Here is a 21,173-nt window from a genome sequence, read left to right as displayed (position 1 = left end):
TTTCAGTAAAGACGGCTAAATTCTGTACAGGACTGTTTAGTTCAAGTGATAGCAACTGAATAGTGCTTAAAGCAAGACTTCAGGTCAGCGTTTTTATGGTTAAAGTATATAAAATAATGGCTTTTTCTTATGGCAATTCCACAGCATACGATTGATCAGATCCTGGATCGTACTGATATTGTTGATCTGATTGGCCAACGCGTAAAACTTAAAAAAACCGGACGGACTTATTCTGGCTGTTGTCCTTTTCATCAGGAAAAGTCACCCTCTTTCCATGTCTACCGTGACAAGCAGTATTACCACTGCTTTGGCTGTCAGGCCAATGGTAATGCCATACGTTTTTTAATGGATATCGACAGCCGTAATTTTGTTGATGTTATGAAAGACCTGGCAAGCCAGACTGGTATTGAACTGCCAAAAGACAATCAGGACAATAAGCGCCTGTCCTATAAACGTGAAATCAAAAAAGTTAGCAAGCCGGTTCAGGCTCCTGCCGCGCAGGCTAAAGAACAGATCCAGTCTCCTATCACAAATACACCTTATACTCCGATTGATCCTTTCGCTGAATTTCAGAGTTTTGATCCGTTTGAACAATTTGAAAATGTGACAGATGTGCCTGTACAGGAAGGTAACCTGTATGACCTGCTAGAAAATATTGCTCAGTTTTATGAACAGCAGTTACCTAAAAGTCAAAGTGCACAATTTTACTTTAAACAGCGAGGTTTAAGCCAAGATACAGTCCAGTTCTGGCGCTTGGGCTATGCACCAGAGGACTGGCAGCATCTGGAAAAGGCATTCCCCTATGATATTGAAGGTCTGAAACAGCTAGGGCTGATTCGCTCTAGTGAGAGCGGTCGTGACTTTGACTTACTTCGTGACCGGGTCATTTTCCCAATCCGGGACAGTAAGGGCCGTGTAGTCGGTTTTGGGGGGCGTGCATTAAATGATGAGATCAAACCCAAATATATTAACTCGCCAGATTCTGAAGTCTTCCATAAGAATCAGTTATTGTACGGCCTTTACGAAGGTCGCAAGCAAAAAGCTCAAGACTGGTTAATAGTCGAAGGCTATATGGATGTTATCGCATTGCAGCAATACGGGATTAGCGGTGCAGTAGCAACTCTTGGAACAGCCAGCAATACTGAACATCTTAATATTTTATTCAGACAGAATAACCGGATTACGATTGCCTTTGATGGGGATGCTGCAGGTCAAAAGGCAGCCCGGCGAACACTGGAAATTGCCCTGCCTTTATTAAATGATGGCCGTGAACTGAAATTTTTTGTTTTACCCGACCAGCATGATCCCGATTCTCTGATCCGTCGTGAAGGACTGGAAAATTTTCAGCGTTTACTTGAACAGGCTCCCCTATTATCCGATTTTGTATTTGCACATCTCACGCAACAGCGAGATGTTTCTTCACCTGAGGGTAAAAGTCAGGTAATGGGCGAGCTCAGGGAGCTTACCGACCTGTTACCTAAACAGGGATCATTTCGCTATCTGCTCACTCAGTCATTTAAAGAAAAGCTCGGCCTAGGCAAGCGTTTTACTCCGAAACTTAGCAATGATGCATCACTCTCTTTTAATATCCGCACCAAGGATGAAGATTTCGCCATCGCTATGCTGATACGGCATCCTTATCTGTATATTCACTTTGAAACTCTGCGTGCTTTTATTCATCCGGATGAATTGCTGGCACAAATACTGGCAATATTAGATAAAATCTTTGATGAACTACCGGATGATCAGGAACTGGCTGTCTATTATGTGCTTGGCGCGTGCAGTATGTATTGTCATGCGGTTGCGGATATTTTACAGCGTACCAATATTGAAAGCCTGATTCCGGCACCAGAAATGGCAGACAAGCTTGCTAAAGAATATGCCTTGGGCCTGCAGGAAAAATACTTAAAACAGAAACTAAAATCACCCATTTCACTTATTGAATCACGCAATCTGCGGCAGCAACTCAATGAACTGACCAAGAAAATCAGCTTAAGACTATTGCATTCATAAGGTTTAAGCTGTTTTCAAATTATTTTTTAAGTTTACGCTGACGGTCAAATATCCCCTGCAAACCGTCCTGTAACCACTCAAAACATGAGGGATCTTCTTCCTGAGCTGCCTGCTTTAGCAGAATTGAAGTCGGATGTAATAATTTCTGAGTGAGACGATGGGAAAAGTTTTGCAGGACTTCAGCTGCATCTTTTCCGGCCTGCAAATGCTCCAGCGCCAACCGCAACTCATATTCAGTCAAGTGCTGGCCCTGTTCACGATAAGCAGCGATAGTACTGCCAGCCTGCTGGACCTTTTGATGGGTAATAAGCTGGGTCGCCAGCTGGTTAACCATAATTTCAGCTTCAACCGCAGCCTGACGTCGCTGGGCAAGGTTCTCGTCAATAACACTTTGCAGGTCATCAACGCCATACAGATATACACCATCTAGTGACGCGACTTTTGGCTCAATATCACGCGGAACAGCCAGGTCTACCATTAACATCTGTTGGTAGCGCCGTTTTTTTAATGCTGTTTTCACATCACGATAAGAAATTACCTGATACAGACTGCCTGTACAGCTTGAGATTACATCAGCACGGTACAAGTTACTGGCCAGTTCCGAAAATTCCAGAATCTCGACCTCTACCTGATGAGCAATCTCCTGCGCCAGGTTCTCTGCTCGCTCGCGACTACGGTTACAGATCAGGATTTTACCTACACCCATTTCAGCCAGGTGTTTAGCTACTAAACTGTTCATCTCTCCAGCAGCCACTACCATTACAGTCAACTCTTGTGGCTGGCTAAAGACCTGCAGGGCAAGCTGAGCAACTGCATAACCCATAGAGACTGCATGACTACCTACAGCAGTTTCTGAGCGTACACGTTTAGCTGCATAGAAGGCATATTCAAAAATGCGGTTTAGTGCCGGTGAAACCATATGGGCTTCTTTTGCAATCGATAGTGCCTGTTTTACTTGACCCAGAATTTGCGGTTCACCCAGCATTAAAGAGTCTAAACCGCTGGCAACACGCATCAAGTGAGTAATCGCCTGAGCGTCTTCATAACGGTAAGTATGTTTGATGAGCTGATTGACATCTAAACCATTTGCATGGGCGAGCCAGTCCAATACCATATCAGCATGCTCTGCCATGGCATAGACTTCTGTTCGGTTACAGGTCGAGACCACCACCATATCATTCAAGACAGGATGCTGACTTTGCTCGGCAAATAAAGCGTTTAACCGCTCAGGGTTAAAAGCGATCTGTTCTCGCAACTCTACAGAAGCAGTTTGATGGTTGACCCCTAATGCAAAGAAAGACATATCAGATCATCATTTCACTAAATTTATGTTATTGTGCAACATCGGTGTCATAAAAAGCATTAGCTGGATCAATAAAAATTGCGTCAAATCAATAGCCGACTATCCGGCATGACTATACGGCGATATTCTACCACAGTCTTACTGGTAGGTAGCATAGCCTCGACGGCTCATCTTAGGGCATCGGGCGATATTTATCATGAAAATCCTAACTATAATGCCTTAAAACAAAGCATGATTGCCGAATTTGCACTCGCTTACGGTGATATTCCTACTGCGTTGCATAACTATACTGTACTGGCCATTAAAAGTAATTCAACCACTATCAAACAGCGTGCCCTGAATGTTGCCCTCGAACAGAATGATCTGAAAGCAGCCTTAGACATCGCGACACACTGGGTGGTTCAGGAACCTCAAGATGTTCCGGCTTTATTTTATCTGGCCCATATTTCTCTGAAAGCGCATGAATATGAGCTTGCCGCCGATACCCTGAATAAAATTCTTAATATTGATCCAAATGCTGATCTGGAACAGATTCTGGCAGGGATTGCCCCAGAGCTTCCAGAAGATCGCGAGATACTTTTAAATGCCTTACGTAGCAGTAAGGAAAAAAATAATCCTTCTATTCTGGTTTTAATCGCTGGCCTGGAAGCACAAAATGGTCAGCTAGAGCAGGCTTTAGTGACTATCAATCAGGCACTGCGCAAGCGGCCCAAAGTGACTGGTTTTATTCTGATGAAGGCCAACCTGTTAATGGCTCAGAATGACCAGCTAGCAGCCCAGCAATGGCTGGAAAAATCAAGCCGTAAACAGAAATATAATTTAGATATCCGGCTGGCAGAGGTCCGCTTTCTGGTCAAATCCAATCAGGCCGAATCAGCCTTAAAAAAGCTTCAAGGTATTTTAAAACAGTGGCCAGATGCTGAAGAAGCATTATTTATTGCCGGATTAACCAGTATTGACCTCAAACAATATGAGCAGGCAGAAAAATATCTGGTAGAGCTACGTTATTCTGATCAGTATCAGAATGAGGCCTATTACTATTTGGCAGTAAATGCCGAGCGGAAACAGCATTACGAAACAGCGAAAGCTTATTATCGTCTGGTGGACGGTAGTCTATACACTGTATCACGACGGAATCTGGTCACTATTTTTGAAAAGCAAAACCAGCTGAATGATGCCTTGCGTTTTCTTACTCAGGAACGTGTCAATTATCCACAGCATGCCAGTTTTTTATACCAGGTTCAGGCAGAAATCTTGAAAAAGACGGGAAATAAAAAAGCAGCGCTAGCCTTACTTGATGAAGCAGTCAAAAACCTGCCAGATGACCCGGAGCTGATCTATGCCCAAGTCTTATTGCTTGATCCTTTTCAAGACCGGGAAAAACTGGACCAGACACTCAAACATTTGCTGGAAATAGAACCAAACAGTCCAACTTACCTGAATGCATATGCTTACACTCTCGCTCTGCAAAACCGGCGTCTAAATGAAGCGCGCCAGTATGCAGAGCATGCACTTGAGTATGCTCCGGAACAAGCCTCAATACTCGACACACTCGGGTACGTCTGCATATTGCAAAATGATTATGATACTGCCGTCCGGGTACTGGCCAAGGCCTACAGTCTAAGTCAGAACCTGAAAATTGGTGTACGCTACGCTAAAGCACTTTATATGCAGGGTTCACTCACAAAATTTAGTGAAGTGTTAAAACAGCTTAAACAAAAATATCATAATGATCCGCAATTGGATCAGTTAGATGCGTTATTGTTACCTCAACAATTTAAACAGAGTTAAACTTTTATGCGTTCTTTTTCTAAACTGGGACTCGCTTTGTGCGCTACGGCAACTCTGGCTTTTACCGGCTGTCAGCAATATACACAACCTCAAAATCCGGTTAACACCCAGCCAGAAAACAATCAATTTAATCTACAGGGAAAAATTGGGGTAAAAACTCCCAAGCAGTCAGGGAGTGCATTTTTTAACTGGGAACAGCAGCAGGATAATTTTGATATTGAACTGACGGGAATCTTAGGCGTAGGCAAAACACAAATTGAAGGCCGTCCGGGAGAAGTCACGCTGAATAGTGCAAAGACAGGCCTGATTCGCGCAACAACACCTGAAGAGCTACTGGAGCGTGCTACTGGATGGCAGGCACCGATTACTCACCTCGTACACTGGGTCCAAGGCAGACCGGCAAGCTTGAATGCTAAAATTAAAAAAGATGAACAGCAACGGATCAGTACCATTCAGGAACAGGACTGGAATGTCGAATTAAGCTATAATGGCAATGCCCAACAACCTAGTAAACTGATTTTAAAACAGTCACTTGCTGATGGCCAAGAAAACCGTATTACAATGCTGATCCAGAATCGCTAATCTGTTTTCAGCTGTGGTATTTAGTATGATCCGAGTTCCTTCACCCGCTAAACTTAATCTGTTTTTACATATTACAGGTCGTCGTGAAAATGGCTACCATGAGTTACAGAGTATTTTTCAACTAATTGACCTATATGACTGGCTGGAATTTGAAGTCAACATGACTGGAAAAATTCACATTGAAGGTTTAGGTAACGTACAGCTTGAACAGAATTTAATCTACAAAGCTGCATTATTACTTAAATCACACACTAAAAATTCTTCTGGTGTACAGATCAAAATTGAGAAAAATATTCCAATGGGTGCAGGATTAGGTGGAGGATCATCCAATGCTGCCACTACACTGATTATATTAAATCAGCTCTGGGATTGCGGTTTAACAATTGAACAGTTGGCTGAATATGGTGCACATCTTGGTGCGGATGTACCTATTTTTGTATATGGTCACAATGCTTGGGCAGAAGGAATCGGAGAACAGTTAAGTTTCATTAACTTAGAACCGAAACAATACATAGTGCTCAAACCTGACTGTTTTATCAGCACTCAACTGCTTTTTTCACAAAAAACATTGACAAGAAATACGAAGCCCACTACATTTTGCGCCTATCAGTTAAAGCCATCTGCTTTCGGAAATAACTTTGAGCCACTGGCCAGAAGTTTATATCCAGAGGTTGATGAAGCCATGCGTTATCTCGATCAATTCGGTACTGCACGGCTTACAGGTACAGGTGCTTGTGTTTTCACTGAACTGACTTCTGACATGAAGCCAGACGATATTTTAAAGAATGCACCATGTAAAGCTTACCTGGTTCATAGTTTAGATGAGTCTCCATTGTGTCAGTTGAAAGTAAATTGATAGGGGCGTCGCCAAGTGGTAAGGCAGCGGGTTTTGATCTCGCCATCCGTTGGTTCGAATCCAGCCGCCCCTGCCATCAATTTTACCTGTAGATGTTTGTATTAGGGGCGTCGCCAAGTGGTAAGGCAGCGGGTTTTGATCTCGCCATCCGTTGGTTCGAATCCAGCCGCCCCTGCCATCAATACAATCATCCATTTTAGGGGCGTCGCCAAGTGGTAAGGCAGCGGGTTTTGATCTCGCCATCCGTTGGTTCGAATCCAGCCGCCCCTGCCATTTTCCTGTAAAAAGATAGAACGTTCATTTGCAAGTTCGTGTTAATTTACCTTGACATAACCATGCAAAAATATTAAAGTTCTGCCGCATTAGGGGTATCGCCAAGTGGTAAGGCAGCGGGTTTTGATCCCGCCATTCGTTGGTTCGAATCCAGCTACCCCTGCCATCTCATTCCATACATGCCAACCGCCAAGGGTGCTTCATGCCCAATCTTGTCGTTTTTAGTGGAAACGCTCATCCACAATTCGCTCAAAAAGTCGTAAGCCATTTACACATTCCGTTGGGAGCTGCTTCTGTAGGCCGTTTCTCTGATGGTGAAATTGCAGTAGAAATTACTGAAAATGTACGTGGTAAAGACGTCTTTATTGTTCAGCCTACCTGTGCACCGACCAACGATAACCTGATGGAAATTCTGGTTATGGCTGATTCATTGCGCCGTGCAAGCGCTGGTCGTATTACTGCTGTCATTCCTTACTTCGGTTATGCTCGTCAAGACCGTCGTCCACGTTCTGCTCGTGTGCCTATTACTGCTAAAGTTGTTGCTGACATGCTCACCACTGTCGGTATAGACCGTGTAGTGATGATTGACCTGCATGCCGACCAGATCCAGGGTTTCTTCGATATTCCTGTAGATAATATCTATGGTACCCCTGCACTGCTTGCTGATCTTCGTCAACAGTCACATCATAACCTGATGGTGGTTTCACCTGACGTAGGTGGTGTTGTACGTGCACGCGCAGTTGCAAAACAGATGGGTGATATCGATCTGGCCATTATTGATAAGCGTCGTCAAAAAGCCAATGAATCACAGGTAATGCATCTGATTGGTGATGTAAAAGACCGTGATTGTGTCATTGTTGATGACATGGTTGATACTGCCGGTACGCTTTGTAAAGCAGCTGATGCATTGAAAACTTTCGGTGCCCGTAAAGTGGTTGCTTATGCAACTCACCCGGTATTATCTGGTAAGGCACTTGAAAACCTGAAGAACTCTGTGATTGATGAGCTGGTCGTATGTGACACAATTCCTCTTTCACAAGAAGCACTTGAGCTTGGCAAAATTCGTCAGGTATCGGTAGCTAGCATGGTTGCTGAAACAATTCGTCGTATCAATAACGAAGAATCTATTAGCGCAATGTTCGATAGTTACTTATAATAGCGCAGATTTTTTATAAACCCTGGCATAAGCTGGGGTTTTCTATTCACCAGACTGGTCGCAAGTCTGGTTTAACTTAAACTCAATGAGGAATATCTCATGGCTAATTTTACATTAAACGCTCAAGCGCGTGCTGCAGACGTACAAGGGAAAGGTGCGAGCCGCCGCCTTCGTCATGCTGCTCAACTTCCAGCAATTATCTATGGTGGTGATGCTGAACCTGTAGCAATTACCCTAGAACTTCGTCAGCTTGTAAAAGCTTTAGAAAACAATGCTTTTTTTGAAGAAGTTATTGAAATTGTTGTAGGCGACAAAACTGAAAGCGTAAAAATTCAAGCGCTTCAGCGTCACCCAGCTAAAAATACACCTATGCACGCTGATTTTAAACGCGCATAAGTGCTAAAAGGCAAAATTAGTGTCTAACATTTCACTGATTATTGGTTTGGGCAACCCAGGTACTGAGTATGCCCAAACCCGCCATAATGCCGGATTCTGGTTTGTCGAACGTCTGGCAGAACAATATGGTATTACTCTTAAAAATGATCCTAAATTCCATGGAATTAGCGGTCGTGGTCAAATCGAAGGACAAGATATCCGACTCTTGTTACCCACTACATTTATGAACCGTTCGGGGCAGAGTGTGGTACCCTTCGCAAAATTCTATCAAATTACTCCCCAGTCAATGCTAGTAGCGCATGACGAACTCGATATGAATCCTGGTATTATCCGGCTGAAAACAGGTGGTGGCCACGGCGGACATAACGGGCTTCGGGACATTACTCCGCATACCGGTCCTGACTTCCATCGTTTGCGTATTGGTATTGGACATCCAGGTTCTAAAGAGCGTGTTTCAGGACATGTCCTCAGCAAAGCCCCGCGCAGTGAGCAAGAGCTTATGGATGATGCGATTAGCCATACATTAAGTAAAATCAAGTTACTGGTTAATGGTGAAATACAGCAGGCCATGAACCAGATTAATGCTTACAAACCGGGCTGATAAAAACCTGCATTACTGAATAATCCATCTTGCCTTGACGCTCATTTAAGAGCAAAATGCGCAGCAGTTGCTTTATTGCACTCTGTATCAAGTGATTGATTTAACCCTAAGACCTATCCTGGTCGACCAAGGAGACGCTAGCCATGCTATCTCGTTTATTAAAATGCAAAATTCATCGTGCGGTAGTAACTCATGCTGAACTTCATTATGAAGGTTCTTGTGCAATTGATGGCGTTCTGATGGATCTAGCTGGCATCCGCGAATATGAAGAAATCCATGTATGGAACGTAACTAATGGCAAACGCTTTGCCACTTATGCAATTCGTGGTGAAGAAAACTCAGGGATTATCTCTGTAAATGGCGGTGCAGCCCATCAGGCAGATGTTGGAGATTTAGTTATCATTGCCACCTTTGGTGATTTTACCGAAGTTGAAGCCAATGCGCATAAACCGCGTCTCGTCTATGCCAATCCTGACAATACGGTAAATCACACTGCTAACTGTATACCGGTTCAGGTCGCTTAAAGTAAAAAAGATAATCTTAAAAAGCCCATGTATGGGCTTTTTTATATTTATAGCTGCACTTTACAGAAAAAGTATCTTAAATTTCATACAGTAATAACATACCCAAAAGGCATTTAGACTAATTTATTCTAAATATAGAACCGATCGTTCTATAGAAAAACATGATTATTCACTTAAAATTGCATTATAATTGAGCTACATCGCTTCAGGGCGGGGTGAAATTCCCCACCGGTGGTAAAGTTGTTTCAATATAAAATCAGCAAGCCCACGAGCGTATTACCTATTTAAAGTACTACGCAGATTTGGTGCAATTCCAAAGCCGACGGTATAGTCCGGATGAAAGAAGACGAGATTACCCTTATGTATATTTATATAGGGGTCGTTATATATTTCATATCTGTCCTGAAATGTTCCACTGTATTTTCATTTACGTGAGCGTTTCATATGTCTAGTTTAATTCAACCCGAACTGTTTTTTTCCGCTTTATCTCCTGCTGAGCAACGTATTCAGCAAGCTCTAGAAGATATTCGCCAGGGTAAGCCTGTACTGGTCATGGATGATTTTGACCGGGAAAATGAAGCTGATCTGATTGTAGCTGCTGAAACCCTCAATGTTGAAACCATGGCTCGCATGATTCGCGATGGTTCTGGCATCGTCTGTTTATGTCTTACCGAACAAGCTGCAGATCACTTAGAACTTTCGCCAATGGTGAAGCACAATTCCAGCCATTTTCATACTGCTTTTACAGTAACTATTGAAGCAGCTCAGGGGGTGACGACTGGCGTTTCAGCAAAAGACCGGGTAACTACTATTAATGCTGCAATTAAAGACGGCGCTGTGGCAAGTGATTTAAATCGTCCTGGCCATGTTTTTCCCTTGCGCGCACGAGACGGCGGTGTGCTGGTTCGTCGCGGACATACCGAAGGTAGTATAGATCTGGCACGTATGGCTGGCCTTAAACCGGCAGGGGTGTTATGTGAGCTGACCAATCCTGACGGAACTATGGCTACAGGTATTCAGGTACTGGCATATGCCCAGACTCATCACCTTACCGTAATTACCATAGAAGAGCTGGTTCAATACCGCATGCAACATCAAATCTAAAACTTAACAGACTTTTAGAATAGCCTCTCAGGAGGCTTACTCATCATCTTCCATATACAGCAGATTTTGTCGTATATCCCCTGCCCGTAACCAAGCCAGTTCATAACTGGCTTTAGCCAAAGCCAATACTTTTTGCTCAAATAGTTGCCATAATGGTTTGATCTGCTCAGCACTGATACCCAAACCACTCTCTTCAGCCAGATTCTTATTTTTTTCACAGATTTTAAGTGCATGGTATAACTTGCGTCCCTGACTTGCATTTTCCAGCAGACGTACCCGTTTTGATAAAACAAACTCCTCGACTTGTGCCAGCTGGGCCATCGGGAGCATAGGTACTAAAATCTGGTCCAGCTGGGCATCAAGTCGTTGCCACACTGCCATACGCTCTTCAACTGTATACGTATTCCACTGGATCACTTCATGATTAAAACGCCGGCATCCCCGACAGACCTGATCACCAAATACAGTTGAACAACGTCCAGCACATGGTGTCAGGGATGGGATACGGCGTTCAGTATTCAAGACATGCTCCTTTCAATAAAAACCATAACAGCCATATGGTTTTCTCGCTTCTTCATAAAATTCGCGCTAAAATACGCGCCTTAATTTCCTATCTTAATACATTTGGAGTCTTCCATGAACGCTACTGTAGAACAGCTTGCACCTGTAGAACAGCAAGCGACCACTGACTGGGTTGTTGCCGCACTATATCAATTTAAAGAAGTTCAAGATCCAGCCGATCTTCAGCAGCGTCTTCTTGATCTGGTGCAAGCTATGAACTTATGTGGGACTCTTATTGTAGCAGGAGAAGGTATTAACGGGACTGTAGCAGGCGACCGCAATGCTATTGATACTCTTCATCAGTTTTTGCTAGGCGAAGGGTTTAACGAAATGGAATATAAAGAGTCCCATAGTACGGACAAACCATTTCGTAAAATGAAAATCAAGCTAAAAAAAGAAATCGTAACGCTCGGTGTACCGGTAAAACCACGTGACCTGGTCGGCCATTATCTTGACCCGAAGGAATGGAATGAGCTCATTGCACGCGATGATGTAATTCTGATTGATACACGAAACGACTATGAGTATAAGGCGGGTACATTTAAGGGCGCAATTGACCCTAAAACTGAAACTTTCCGTGAATTTCCCGAGTACGTAAAAAAGAACCTTGAACAGCATAAAGACAAAAAAATTGCGATGTTCTGTACCGGGGGCATTCGATGTGAAAAATCAACTTCATTACTTTTACAAGAAGGTTTCAATGAGGTTTACCATCTCAAAGGCGGTATTTTAAAATATCTAGAAGAAACACCACCGGAAGAAAGCCTCTGGGAAGGTGAATGTTTTGTCTTTGATGGGCGTACTGCAGTTACTCATGGCATAGAAGAAGGACAGCACAGTAAATGCCATGCATGTGGATGGCCATTAACGCCTGAGGAAATTGAACTGCACAGCTATGAACATGGCGTATCTTGCAAGTACTGTATAGATAAAACGACAGAAAAACAGAAGGCAGGTTTCCGTATGCGACAGTCTCAAATTGCTGCAGCAAAACGTAAACGTCTATAATTCTTTAATGTAATCTATATGTTAAAAACCGCATTAGTTTTGATGCGGTTTTTACGTTTTATCACATTCACTCGCAAACCCGCTATAGTTTTCTACATTTTCACTATCTGAAGCTTATTGTATTGCTCATTGATCTTGCTAATCTACACACTGTTAGGTTTTGTTACCTTCTATTCACCATAAAAAATTTATAAGTCTATAGATATTACTCTTATAGGCAAATATGTGAATAAAACCATTTAGATTCATTTGCAGGAAGGCCAGATTTATGGAAATTAGTGAGCATACTGAATATCCAGCTTCTTCAAGCATCCATTCTTTACAGTCTAATCAGATTCAGGCTGAGCTAGAAAAACAACCCCATATTTTTATAGTCTTATTAGGTGCAATGATCGGTATCATCTTTGCGCTGTTTATTGCCTATCATTTGGAAGGAATGTTTCTTTCCTTACTCTGTATTGGTACGCTGCCTTTGTGTTTTGCCTACTTCTTGCGAAAAGTCTATATTCATACTTTAGTCAATTATCAGGAATAAACTCATCTACTTACATGATTTAGACAGAATAAAATAAAAGATTGGTTTTCACTGCAAAGTATAAATACCTAAACTGAATGGCGTGAGCTGATCTATGAATCTTGATGAGTGGGTTATTTCAATCATGGAACAGTTAGGCTATCTGGGAATAGCCTTACTGATGTTTCTGGACAACATTTTTCCTCCTATCCCTTCTGAAGTTATTATGCCGTCTGCCGGTTATGTGGCGTCAAAAGGTGAATTGCTTCTAGTGGGTATCATTATTGCTGGTAGCTGTGGTTCATTACTGGCAGCGGCCCTACTCTACTGGATTGGCAGAAAAATTCCTCAGGACAGACTGCTTAATCTGGTAGACCGGTACGGTAAATATCTTTTCATCAAGAGAGCTGATGTTATTAAAGCCTTGAAATGGTTTGAACATTATGGGCATCGGATTGTATTCTTGGGTCGCATGGTGCCTGCTGTACGCTCACTGATCAGCATTCCCGCAGGCATGAGCCGAATGCCATTCTGGAAGTTCATGCTTTATAGTGGGCTGGGCACAGTGATCTGGACGACATTTCTTGCATGTGTGGGTTTCTATCTGGGTGAAAATCAGGACAAGATGCATGCGCTGATGAGTAATGTCGGCAATATGGTCTTGGCTATTGTTGTAATTATTGCACTCTGTTTTGTATTTAAGCGCTACTGGAAGAAAAAACATTTCTCTTAGCAGCATTTCTTATCATAGTCGAACTTCACAGCTATAATTTTAGTCTGCTAAATTTTGACGAAATTCCCTGTGAATTATAATTATACTCATGATAATTATCTGATTCTGGTAAAAAACTATAAAAAAACACCCTGCATGAGGGTGTTTTTCTTTAAGAGAAACTATTCTGGCGTATGGTACATCAGATAGAGTTCATTGAGATTCTCTGGAATTTCCTCTGCCAATTCATCCATCAACTGGCCATTACGACGGAAAGATTCCATCTGCGGATCTTCTTCATCAACGCCACTGAACACCATAATCGGCAAGGTTAAGTCCACCAACTGATCTTCAAACTCTGGCGTAAACCAGGCTTCCTCATTTAAGAACATGGCATCGACAAAACCAACTGACCAGTCGCCCAAGCTGGATTCTACATCAGCTTCCTCAATTTCAAAGGGAAACTCGATACCCTCTTCATTGGCAAGATTTTGCTGAAGTGAAGTCAACCAGAGCTTGATTTGGGTAATAATTTCTGCTGGCACTTTCTTGTGATTATTATCAAACAGCTCTTCAAGCCAGCGATCAAACTTCGGGCCAACCGCAATAGCACATAAAAAACCGTGAGTTGCTGCAAAATCTAGACCATACTCATTTTGGTCACCATCTAGATACTCGCTCAACAGGTCTAAATCTAAAGCACTCATCTTGAATCCAAATTAATAAATTAAGCCTAGAATAGCATTTCTCGACGGGATGCCCAATCGGGTTTATTCGTCATCGTCGAGATCATCGTCATCAAAATCGTAATCAAAATCTTTCAGTTCTCGTTCCAGGCGACGTTGAGCTAGCAGGTCATCGATCAGACGACGTTTTTCCAATGATTCTTTTGCGCTGATTTTACTCGACGCCTCATCAAAGCTGACATCATCATCACCGTAGTTATCATCTAATTCAAAATCTGTAGAAGACACTAAAACTACCTCGTAGTAGAAAAATGTGAATGGGCCTAGGCGCTATTTATCTTTCTTCATTTTAATTGTCAAGATTTATTTGTTTTTTTTGAGAATTCCAGTTAAATAACTCTTTTTTTTAACGGCAAAATTGTGTATTTATGGAGGACTAACTGAGTGATGGGTTTAACCTGACAAAATTTAGGCCATTCACTTGAAAAAAATAATTTTAGCCCAACATTCAACAATAATTGTGAAATGAAATCTATTTATAAAATCATGCTTGACTGATCAAATCAGAAAATTTTGATGCGATTTGTGCTATCATGCACGGTTTTTCACTGCCACAGATTCAACGAAGAGTAAGCAAAGATGAGCGATATGCATTCCCCTACTTCTCAAGTAGCGGCTCTGATTAGCCGAGGCAAAGAACAAGGTTACCTAACTTACGCTGAGGTTAACGATCATCTCCCAGACTCAATCACTGAAAGTGAACAGATTGAAGATATTATCCAGATGCTTCAGGATGTGGGTATTCCTGTACACGAACGTGCTCCTGAATCTGATGATGCGATGTTTGAGGATAACGCCGAAGCTGCCGATGAGGTAGCCGAAGAAGAAGCTGCAGCTGTTCTTGCTTCAGTTGAAAATGAGCCAGGCCGTACTACAGACCCTGTACGTATGTATATGCGCGAAATGGGTACTGTCGAGCTTTTAACCCGTGAAGGCGAGATTAGCATTGCTAAACGTATTGAAGAAGGTATTCGCGACGTTCTTCACTCTATTGCTTACTGGCCAAATGCAGTTGAAGTTGTATTAAAAGAATATAAAGATTATCAAGAAGGCGAACGTCGTCTGGCCGATATTCTTTCAGGCTATCTTGATCCGGAATCTGATGAAGAAATTCCTGAAGTGATAGAAGATGCTGTACTGGAAGAAGATGAAGATGAAACTGCTTCGAAATCGACCAAGGAAGTTAAACTTGATGACGATGAAGAAGAAGAGGAAGAATCTGAATCAGATGATGATTCAGAAGCAGATTCGGGCCCGGATCCTGAAATTGCCAAAGTTCGTTTCACCGAGCTTGAGACAGTCTGGCAAGAAACTAAGTCAGTAATTGAAAAGCATGGTCGTGATAGTGCAGAAGCAAAGGCTGCACTTGAGGCTCTGGCATCTGTATTTATGATGTTTAAGTTTACTCCGCGCCTCTTTGATATTATTTCTGAAATGATTCGTGGTACGCATGAGCAAATCCGTACTTCCGAACGTGAAATTATGCGCTACGCAGTTCGTCGTGGCCGTATGGACCGTACCCAGTTCCGCACCTCCTTTCCAGGACAGGAGTCAAACCCGGGCTGGCTTGATGAACAAATGGCAAAAGCATCTCCAGATATTAAAGGTCATCTAGAAAAAGTTCGTCCTGATGTTTTGGCATTCCAGCAGAAGATTGCTGATATTGAGAAAGAACTTGGTCTGAACGTTATTGATATTAAAGATATCTCTAAACGTATGGCAATTGGTGAAGCTAAAGCTCGTCGTGCCAAGAAAGAGATGGTTGAAGCCAACTTGCGTCTGGTAATCTCGATTGCCAAAAAATATACCAACCGTGGACTGCAATTCCTGGATTTGATTCAGGAAGGTAATATTGGCCTGATGAAAGCCGTAGACAAGTTTGAATACCGTCGTGGCTATAAGTTCTCAACTTATGCTACCTGGTGGATTCGTCAGGCAATCACCCGCTCAATTGCCGATCAGGCACGTACCATCCGTATTCCGGTGCACATGATTGAAACAATTAACAAGATCAACCGTGTATCACGTCAGTTACTTCAGGAAATGGGCCGCGAGCCAACACCGGAAGAGCTGGGTGAACGTCTGGAAATGGATGAGGTGAAGGTACGTAAGGTACTTAAAATTGCCAAAGAACCTATTTCAATGGAAACACCAATTGGTGATGATGAAGACTCGCATCTGGGAGATTTCATTGAAGACCAGAACATTACCTCTCCGGTAGATGCTGCAACTTCAGAAGGGTTAAAAGAAGCAACACGTGAAGTTTTAGAAAACTTAACTGAACGTGAAGCTAAAGTTCTGAAAATGCGCTTTGGTATCGACATGCCAACTGACCATACATTAGAAGAAGTGGGTAAACAGTTCGACGTTACCCGTGAACGTATCCGTCAGATTGAAGCTAAAGCTTTACGTAAATTGCGTCATCCATCCCGCTCTGAGCACTTACGTTCATTCCTGGAAAATGACTAACCGGGCTGGGACCGGTTTGAAATATAACCCGCTGCCCTCATATTTTAACTAACTGTTCAAGACGCCTGCTTCAGCAGGCGTTTTCTATCATTTTGAGGTGTCTTATGCTTGACCGTACCCCATCGCGTGAGCTGCGTGAAGAACTTTGGGTTTTCCCGATGGATTATCCTATCAAGCTCATCGGCAATGCTGGCGATGAACTGCGCATAGCAGTAATTGAAATTCTGCTTAAACATTTCCCTGATTTTGATGAAGCAACCTTAAAGATACAGCCATCACGTACAGGAAAATACCACTCTCTTACTGCCCAGTTACGTTTTGATGAACTGGAGCAGGTTCATGCACTTTATGCAGACCTGGCCGCTTGCCCTTATATTAAAACCGCGCTTTAATTCAAAACCAGATATGAACAATATCTGGTTTTTTACTTTCTGATAGGGTCATTTTACTATGGCGGAACAAGTAACTGAATCTAAGCCCGCATTAACTGTACGCTGTTTTAAAGGATTACAGGACTATACCCCAACTTTTGAAGCCATGAAGCGCTTCACCGAGCAGCGGGATAAAAATACGCCCGATGAATTATGGTTATTGCAGCATAATAATGTTCTTACTCAGGGACAGGCTGGGAAACCTGAACATATCCTCCAGCGTCCAGATATGCCAGTAGTGCAGAGTGATCGTGGCGGTCAGGTAACTTGGCATGGCCCAGGTCAGCTGGTAGCTTATTTCATGTTTGATTTGAATCGATTGAAATGGAACGTGCGTACACTGGTCAGTTTTGCCGAACAGTTCATGGTCGATCTGCTTAAAAAGTATGGAATTGACGCATATGCCAAGCCAGATGCGCCGGGTGTCTATGTTGCTGACCGTAAAATCGGTTCTTTAGGATTCAAGATTCGTCGTGGCCGTAGCTATCATGGACTGGCATTAAATATTGACTGTCAACTGGACGGCTTTCATTGCATTAACCCTTGTGGTTATGCCGGTCTGGAAATGGTACGGTTAAATGATCTGCTGGATGACTACCCTAGCTTTGAAAAACTGTGCCAAGACTTCATTGAATATCTAGACAACACCCACTACTTTAGTGAACTGCAAGTCAATAATGAATAAATGACTTTGCGAATGTTATAAAATACATTAGAGTATTTACTCTAAATAATAATATTTTTGAATAAAGGGATAAGCGAGTGATTTCTATAAACTCTGTAAAACCCGCTTTGCAGCAGGCTTATGTCAGGCTGATGATGGATATCATTGGACGCGGACTGGTCATGGCCAGTCAGGTTGACCATGAAATTCAGCAGGAAGTTGCAAAATTTCCAGAAGGATTTGTGTTGTCGATGACAGTATATCCGCATGGTCCGGCCTTTGTGGCACAAGTGACAGCAGAACGGCAACTTAAACTGTTAAATGATTTTAATGGCAAACCCGACCTGACCATCATGTTTAAACACCTGAGTCATGCATTCTTAGTTTTTTCCTTTCAGGAAAGTACTGCACAATCGTTTGCAAATGACCGTATGGTTGCCGATGGCGATGTAAGTTATGCAATTCGTCTGGTACGTTGCCTCAACAAAATGGAATCTCTGATCTTGCCAAAACTGGTTGCAGAGTTTGCAGTAAAACAATATCCGGCCAAACTTGGCTTAAAAGAAAAACTTAGTGGCGCTACCAATATTTATTTAAAAGTTGCCCAGTCCTATTTCAAACGGAGTACTTAACATGGCTAAACCTTATTATGAATTTTTCTGTCCAGTTAAAGTAATTGCAGGAAATGCCGCGTTAGAACATATTCCTTTTGAACTGGCTACTTTAGGCGCCAAGCGGCCGATGATCATCACTGATAAAGGCGTACGGGCTAATAATTTATTACAGCCGATTGAAGCAGCTTTTGAGTCAACTGATGCTGTGATTGGATGTATTTTTGATGATGTGCCACCGGATTCAAGTCTGCAGACTGTGCGTAATGCGGCACAGGCATACCGTGACAATAACTGTGATGCCATCATTGCTGTTGGTGGCGGTTCAGTGATCGACACCTCCAAAGCTACCAATATTTTAGTGTCTGAAGGTGGCGATGACCTGCTGAAATATTCCGGTGCACACAATCTGCCGAAAGCTTTAAAACCATTTTTTGTAATTCCTACTACTTCAGGTACAGGTTCTGAAGTAACCATGGTAGCTGTTGTATCTGACACAGAAAAGAATGTAAAACTGGCTTTTGCTTCTTATTATCTGATGCCACATGCAGCTATTCTTGACCCGCGCATGACTTCCAGCTTGCCGCCCCATCTGACGGCCATGACCGGTATGGACGCACTTACACACTGTGTCGAGGCATACACCTGTCTCGCCTCCAATCCTCTAAGTGATGCTTATGCTGTCGCCGGTATCAAAAAAATTAGTGAAAACCTGTTTAAAGTTCTGGATCAGCCCAATAATGCACAAGGTCGTCTGGAATTGGCACAAGCCTCTACCATGGCTGGTATTGCATTTTCTAACTCTATGGTCGGTCTGGTTCACTCGCTTGGGCATGCACTGGGCGCGGTAGCTCATTTACCGCATGGTTTATGTATGAATCTGTTTCTGCCTTATGTACTGGAATATAACAAAAGCATTAATGGCAATAAAATCGGTGAGCTGCTGTTACCGCTTGCAGGTGCAGATACCTATGCCCAGACACCAGCAGAGCTGCGTGCAGACAAAGCTATTGCAACTATCCTGACCATGCGTGACCATCTATATAGCCTGACTAAACTCCCGAGAACCCTACGTGAAACTGGTAAAGTCACTGAAGAACAGCTCGATGAGGTGGCAGAAAAAGCCTTAAATGATGGCTCGATTATCTTTAATCCGAAAGAAGCCACTCTAGATGACCTGCGTGCGATTTTACAAAAAGCTTGGTAAAGGCTGGTTTATATAACTTTTGCGTCCAAAATTTAGACCAATTTTGGACGTTTTTCTTTTAAAACAGAAGACGACTTATCTTGGTAATAGTTTAACTAACCAAAAAAATGCTAAAAAATCCTGCAAAGCTACTGACAATATAAATCATTTAAGATAGATTGGCGCGCACTTTGCTTTATTTCGTAGGGGGGATCGTTCGTCTCAAACGATCCTTAAATATAGCTGATCCTTGATCAACGATTATGAGGATAACGCCGTTGACTAATTTCACTGGGACGCAATCGGCAGCCAAACTGCAAAAAACGCTAGGCCTCTGGCACATTATTATTATTGGTTTGGCCTATATTCAGCCTATGACCTTGTTTGATACATTCGGTCTGGTATCTGAAGAAAGTCATTATCATGTACCTACTTCCTACATTATTGCCCTGATCGCAATTCTGTTTACCTCGATCAGTTATGGTCATATGATCCGTCGCTATCCGTCTTCCGGGTCTGCGTATACTTATGCCCAGAAATCCATTCATCCGAATGTCGGCTTTATGGTGGGCTGGTCATCCTGGTTAGACTATTTATTGTCACCGATGGTAAATATTATTCTGGCGGTCATTTATCTGGAAGCTTTATTTCCGGATGTGAATCACTGGGTATGGGTAATAGGCTTAACTGCCTTTATGACCGGTGTAAATCTGCGTGGTGCCAGATTTGTAGCGAACTTCAATAGTATAATCGTGTTTATACAGTTGGGCGTAATTGCCTATTTCACCTGGATGGTCTACAACCTCCTGATTGGTGGAGTAAATGCTGATGGTACTCTGGTCAATGCAAAATACCAGTTATGGAGTCTGGAACCGTTCTGGAACGAGATGACTAGCTTGGGTGCTTTAATTACCGGTGCAACTTTACTCTGCTTCTCATTTACCGGTTTTGACTCCTTAAGCTCACTGGCTGAAGAAACAAAAGATACTGAACGCACTTTGCCTAAAGCAATTTTCCTGACAGCTTTAATTGCAGGTGTGATCTTTATTATCAGCACCTACTTCATGCAAATCTATTTCCCGAATGATCCGAAGACTTACTTTGAAGATGTAGCGGCAACCCAGCCAGATATCCTGCAAGCTGTAGGCGGCGTGGCTTTCAAGACTGTTGTCCTTTATTTTGCAATTGTAACAGTCATGGCTTCAGGAATTTCAGCACATGCTGGCGTATCCCGCCTGATGTATGTGATGGGACGTGATGGGGTAATCAATAAAAAGATCTTTGGTCATATCAGTCCTAAAAGCTTCACTCCGTCTTACAATATTATGATTGTAGGTGCAGTTGCCTTAACTGCTGGGTTCATGGACCTGGATATTGTGATCTCAATGATCAGCTTTGGTGCGCTGACAGCATTTACATTTGTCAATCTGTCCGTAATTTCGCGTTACGCACTACGTGATGGCCGCAGCAAGAACCTCAAAGATATTTTTAACTTTGTAGTTATTCCAATGCTCGGTTTTATCAGCATTTTTGCAATGTGGCTAGAGATTGAAGAAACAGCATTGAAATATGGTTTATGGTGGGCCATGTTTGGTATTTTATACTTAGGTTATAAAACTAAAGGCTTTAAATACCCTGCTCCACAGCATAATGAATATGATGATCGCTGATC

22 protein-coding genes, 4 tRNA genes and 1 riboswitch are annotated in these 21,173 nt (G+C 42.7%); of the genes, 22 read left to right on the top strand and 4 right to left on the bottom strand.

Going from position 1 to position 21,173, the window contains the following annotated elements:
* Window positions 1–129 precede the first annotated feature (129 nt).
* Entirely contained in the window at window positions 130–2,013 is a 1,884-nt protein-coding gene (locus AC0VYT_RS03715) for a DNA primase (protein ID WP_005015773.1), read from the top strand.
* A gap of 19 nt (window positions 2,014–2,032) precedes the next feature.
* On the opposite strand, the gene hemA is transcribed toward AC0VYT_RS03715, so the two are convergent.
* Window positions 2,033–3,316 carry a glutamyl-tRNA reductase gene (hemA, locus tag AC0VYT_RS03710; protein ID WP_005024988.1) on the bottom strand — a complete coding sequence of 428 codons (1,284 nt, stop codon included), beginning with the start codon at window positions 3,314–3,316 and terminating at the stop codon, window positions 2,033–2,035.
* A gap of 108 nt (window positions 3,317–3,424) precedes the next feature.
* Between hemA and AC0VYT_RS03705 the strand changes: the two genes are divergently transcribed.
* The 12 genes from AC0VYT_RS03705 (at window position 3,425) to ribB (ending at window position 10,599) form a co-directional block, all read left to right on the top strand.
* A complete protein-coding gene (locus AC0VYT_RS03705) occupies window positions 3,425–5,107 on the top strand; it encodes a tetratricopeptide repeat protein (RefSeq protein ID WP_005015776.1) in 1,683 nt (560 codons plus the stop codon).
* 6 nt (window positions 5,108–5,113) lie between these two features.
* Window positions 5,114–5,689 (top strand): lipoprotein insertase outer membrane protein LolB, encoded by a 576-nt coding sequence (lolB, locus tag AC0VYT_RS03700; protein ID WP_005015779.1) that lies wholly within the window; start codon window positions 5,114–5,116, stop codon window positions 5,687–5,689.
* Between the two features lie 25 nt (window positions 5,690–5,714).
* The gene (ispE, locus tag AC0VYT_RS03695; RefSeq protein WP_005015782.1) at window positions 5,715–6,545 is read left to right on the top strand and encodes a 4-(cytidine 5'-diphospho)-2-C-methyl-D-erythritol kinase; all 831 of its coding nucleotides are present in this window, start codon (window positions 5,715–5,717) and stop codon (window positions 6,543–6,545) included.
* A 1-nt stretch (window position 6,546) separates the two neighbouring features.
* Window positions 6,547–6,621: transfer RNA gene (locus AC0VYT_RS03690), tRNA-Gln, on the top strand.
* A gap of 27 nt (window positions 6,622–6,648) precedes the next feature.
* Window positions 6,649–6,723, top strand: a tRNA-Gln gene (locus AC0VYT_RS03685).
* A gap of 20 nt (window positions 6,724–6,743) precedes the next feature.
* Window positions 6,744–6,818 (top strand) — tRNA-Gln (locus AC0VYT_RS03680).
* Window positions 6,819–6,909: 91 nt separating this feature from the next.
* A tRNA-Gln gene (locus AC0VYT_RS03675) sits at window positions 6,910–6,984 on the top strand.
* A 36-nt stretch (window positions 6,985–7,020) separates the two neighbouring features.
* Entirely contained in the window at window positions 7,021–7,974 is a 954-nt protein-coding gene (locus tag AC0VYT_RS03670; protein ID WP_005015785.1) for a ribose-phosphate pyrophosphokinase, read from the top strand.
* 99 nt (window positions 7,975–8,073) lie between these two features.
* A complete protein-coding gene (rplY, locus tag AC0VYT_RS03665; RefSeq protein WP_005015793.1) occupies window positions 8,074–8,370 on the top strand; it encodes a 50S ribosomal protein L25 in 297 nt (98 codons plus the stop codon).
* 19 nt (window positions 8,371–8,389) lie between these two features.
* Window positions 8,390–8,971 (top strand): aminoacyl-tRNA hydrolase, encoded by a 582-nt coding sequence (gene pth, locus AC0VYT_RS03660; protein WP_005015797.1) that lies wholly within the window; start codon window positions 8,390–8,392, stop codon window positions 8,969–8,971.
* 143 nt (window positions 8,972–9,114) lie between these two features.
* On the top strand, window positions 9,115–9,495 hold the full coding sequence (gene panD / locus AC0VYT_RS03655; RefSeq protein ID WP_005015800.1) for an aspartate 1-decarboxylase: 381 nt from the start codon (window positions 9,115–9,117) through the stop codon (window positions 9,493–9,495).
* A gap of 198 nt (window positions 9,496–9,693) precedes the next feature.
* Window positions 9,694–9,847: riboswitch (FMN riboswitch) on the top strand.
* 92 nt (window positions 9,848–9,939) lie between these two features.
* On the top strand, window positions 9,940–10,599 hold the full coding sequence (gene ribB, locus AC0VYT_RS03650; protein WP_005015803.1) for a 3,4-dihydroxy-2-butanone-4-phosphate synthase: 660 nt from the start codon (window positions 9,940–9,942) through the stop codon (window positions 10,597–10,599).
* Window positions 10,600–10,635: 36 nt separating this feature from the next.
* Here the strand turns inward: ribB and AC0VYT_RS03645 are convergent, their stop codons facing one another.
* Window positions 10,636–11,121 carry a DUF1289 domain-containing protein gene (locus AC0VYT_RS03645; RefSeq protein WP_005015805.1) on the bottom strand — a complete coding sequence of 162 codons (486 nt, stop codon included), beginning with the start codon at window positions 11,119–11,121 and terminating at the stop codon, window positions 10,636–10,638.
* Window positions 11,122–11,235: 114 nt separating this feature from the next.
* On the opposite strand from AC0VYT_RS03645, the gene trhO reads away from it, so the two are divergent.
* From trhO to AC0VYT_RS03630, 3 genes are all read left to right on the top strand, one after another.
* Window positions 11,236–12,168, top strand: coding sequence for an oxygen-dependent tRNA uridine(34) hydroxylase TrhO (gene trhO, locus AC0VYT_RS03640; protein ID WP_005015807.1), 933 nt, complete (start codon window positions 11,236–11,238; stop codon window positions 12,166–12,168).
* 268 nt (window positions 12,169–12,436) lie between these two features.
* On the top strand, window positions 12,437–12,703 hold the full coding sequence (locus AC0VYT_RS03635; RefSeq protein ID WP_005015809.1) for a hypothetical protein: 267 nt from the start codon (window positions 12,437–12,439) through the stop codon (window positions 12,701–12,703).
* Window positions 12,704–12,797: 94 nt separating this feature from the next.
* Window positions 12,798–13,415: a DedA family protein gene (locus AC0VYT_RS03630; protein ID WP_005015819.1), complete on the top strand. Its 618-nt coding sequence runs from the start codon at window positions 12,798–12,800 to the stop codon at window positions 13,413–13,415.
* Between the two features lie 161 nt (window positions 13,416–13,576).
* On the opposite strand, the gene AC0VYT_RS03625 is transcribed toward AC0VYT_RS03630, so the two are convergent.
* Window positions 13,577–14,101, bottom strand: a complete 525-nt coding sequence (locus AC0VYT_RS03625; protein ID WP_005015821.1) for a YecA/YgfB family protein — start codon at window positions 14,099–14,101, stop codon at window positions 13,577–13,579.
* A gap of 63 nt (window positions 14,102–14,164) precedes the next feature.
* Window positions 14,165–14,368, bottom strand: coding sequence for a PA3496 family putative envelope integrity protein (locus AC0VYT_RS03620; protein WP_005015822.1), 204 nt, complete (start codon window positions 14,366–14,368; stop codon window positions 14,165–14,167).
* 351 nt (window positions 14,369–14,719) lie between these two features.
* On the opposite strand from AC0VYT_RS03620, the gene rpoD reads away from it, so the two are divergent.
* The 6 genes from rpoD (at window position 14,720) to AC0VYT_RS03590 (ending at window position 21,171) form a co-directional block, all read left to right on the top strand.
* A complete protein-coding gene (gene rpoD, locus AC0VYT_RS03615) occupies window positions 14,720–16,609 on the top strand; it encodes an RNA polymerase sigma factor RpoD (RefSeq protein WP_005015823.1) in 1,890 nt (629 codons plus the stop codon).
* A 104-nt stretch (window positions 16,610–16,713) separates the two neighbouring features.
* Window positions 16,714–17,001, top strand: a complete 288-nt coding sequence (locus tag AC0VYT_RS03610) for a YbeD family protein (protein ID WP_005015824.1) — start codon at window positions 16,714–16,716, stop codon at window positions 16,999–17,001.
* 58 nt (window positions 17,002–17,059) lie between these two features.
* Window positions 17,060–17,725, top strand: a complete 666-nt coding sequence (gene lipB / locus AC0VYT_RS03605) for a lipoyl(octanoyl) transferase LipB (protein ID WP_005015827.1) — start codon at window positions 17,060–17,062, stop codon at window positions 17,723–17,725.
* A gap of 77 nt (window positions 17,726–17,802) precedes the next feature.
* The gene (locus AC0VYT_RS03600; protein WP_005015830.1) at window positions 17,803–18,336 is read left to right on the top strand and encodes a hypothetical protein; all 534 of its coding nucleotides are present in this window, start codon (window positions 17,803–17,805) and stop codon (window positions 18,334–18,336) included.
* A 1-nt stretch (window position 18,337) separates the two neighbouring features.
* Complete coding sequence (locus AC0VYT_RS03595; RefSeq protein WP_005015831.1) at window positions 18,338–19,522, top strand: iron-containing alcohol dehydrogenase; 1,185 nt, start codon at window positions 18,338–18,340, stop codon at window positions 19,520–19,522.
* A gap of 257 nt (window positions 19,523–19,779) precedes the next feature.
* Window positions 19,780–21,171: an APC family permease gene (locus tag AC0VYT_RS03590; protein ID WP_005015833.1), complete on the top strand. Its 1,392-nt coding sequence runs from the start codon at window positions 19,780–19,782 to the stop codon at window positions 21,169–21,171.
* Window positions 21,172–21,173: the final 2 nt, after the last annotated feature.

The sequence above is a fragment of the Acinetobacter sp. QJM3NY_42 genome (assembly GCF_056173745.1).
Note: the sequence above shows the minus strand (reverse complement) of the source record. Positions and strands in the feature narration are given on the sequence as shown.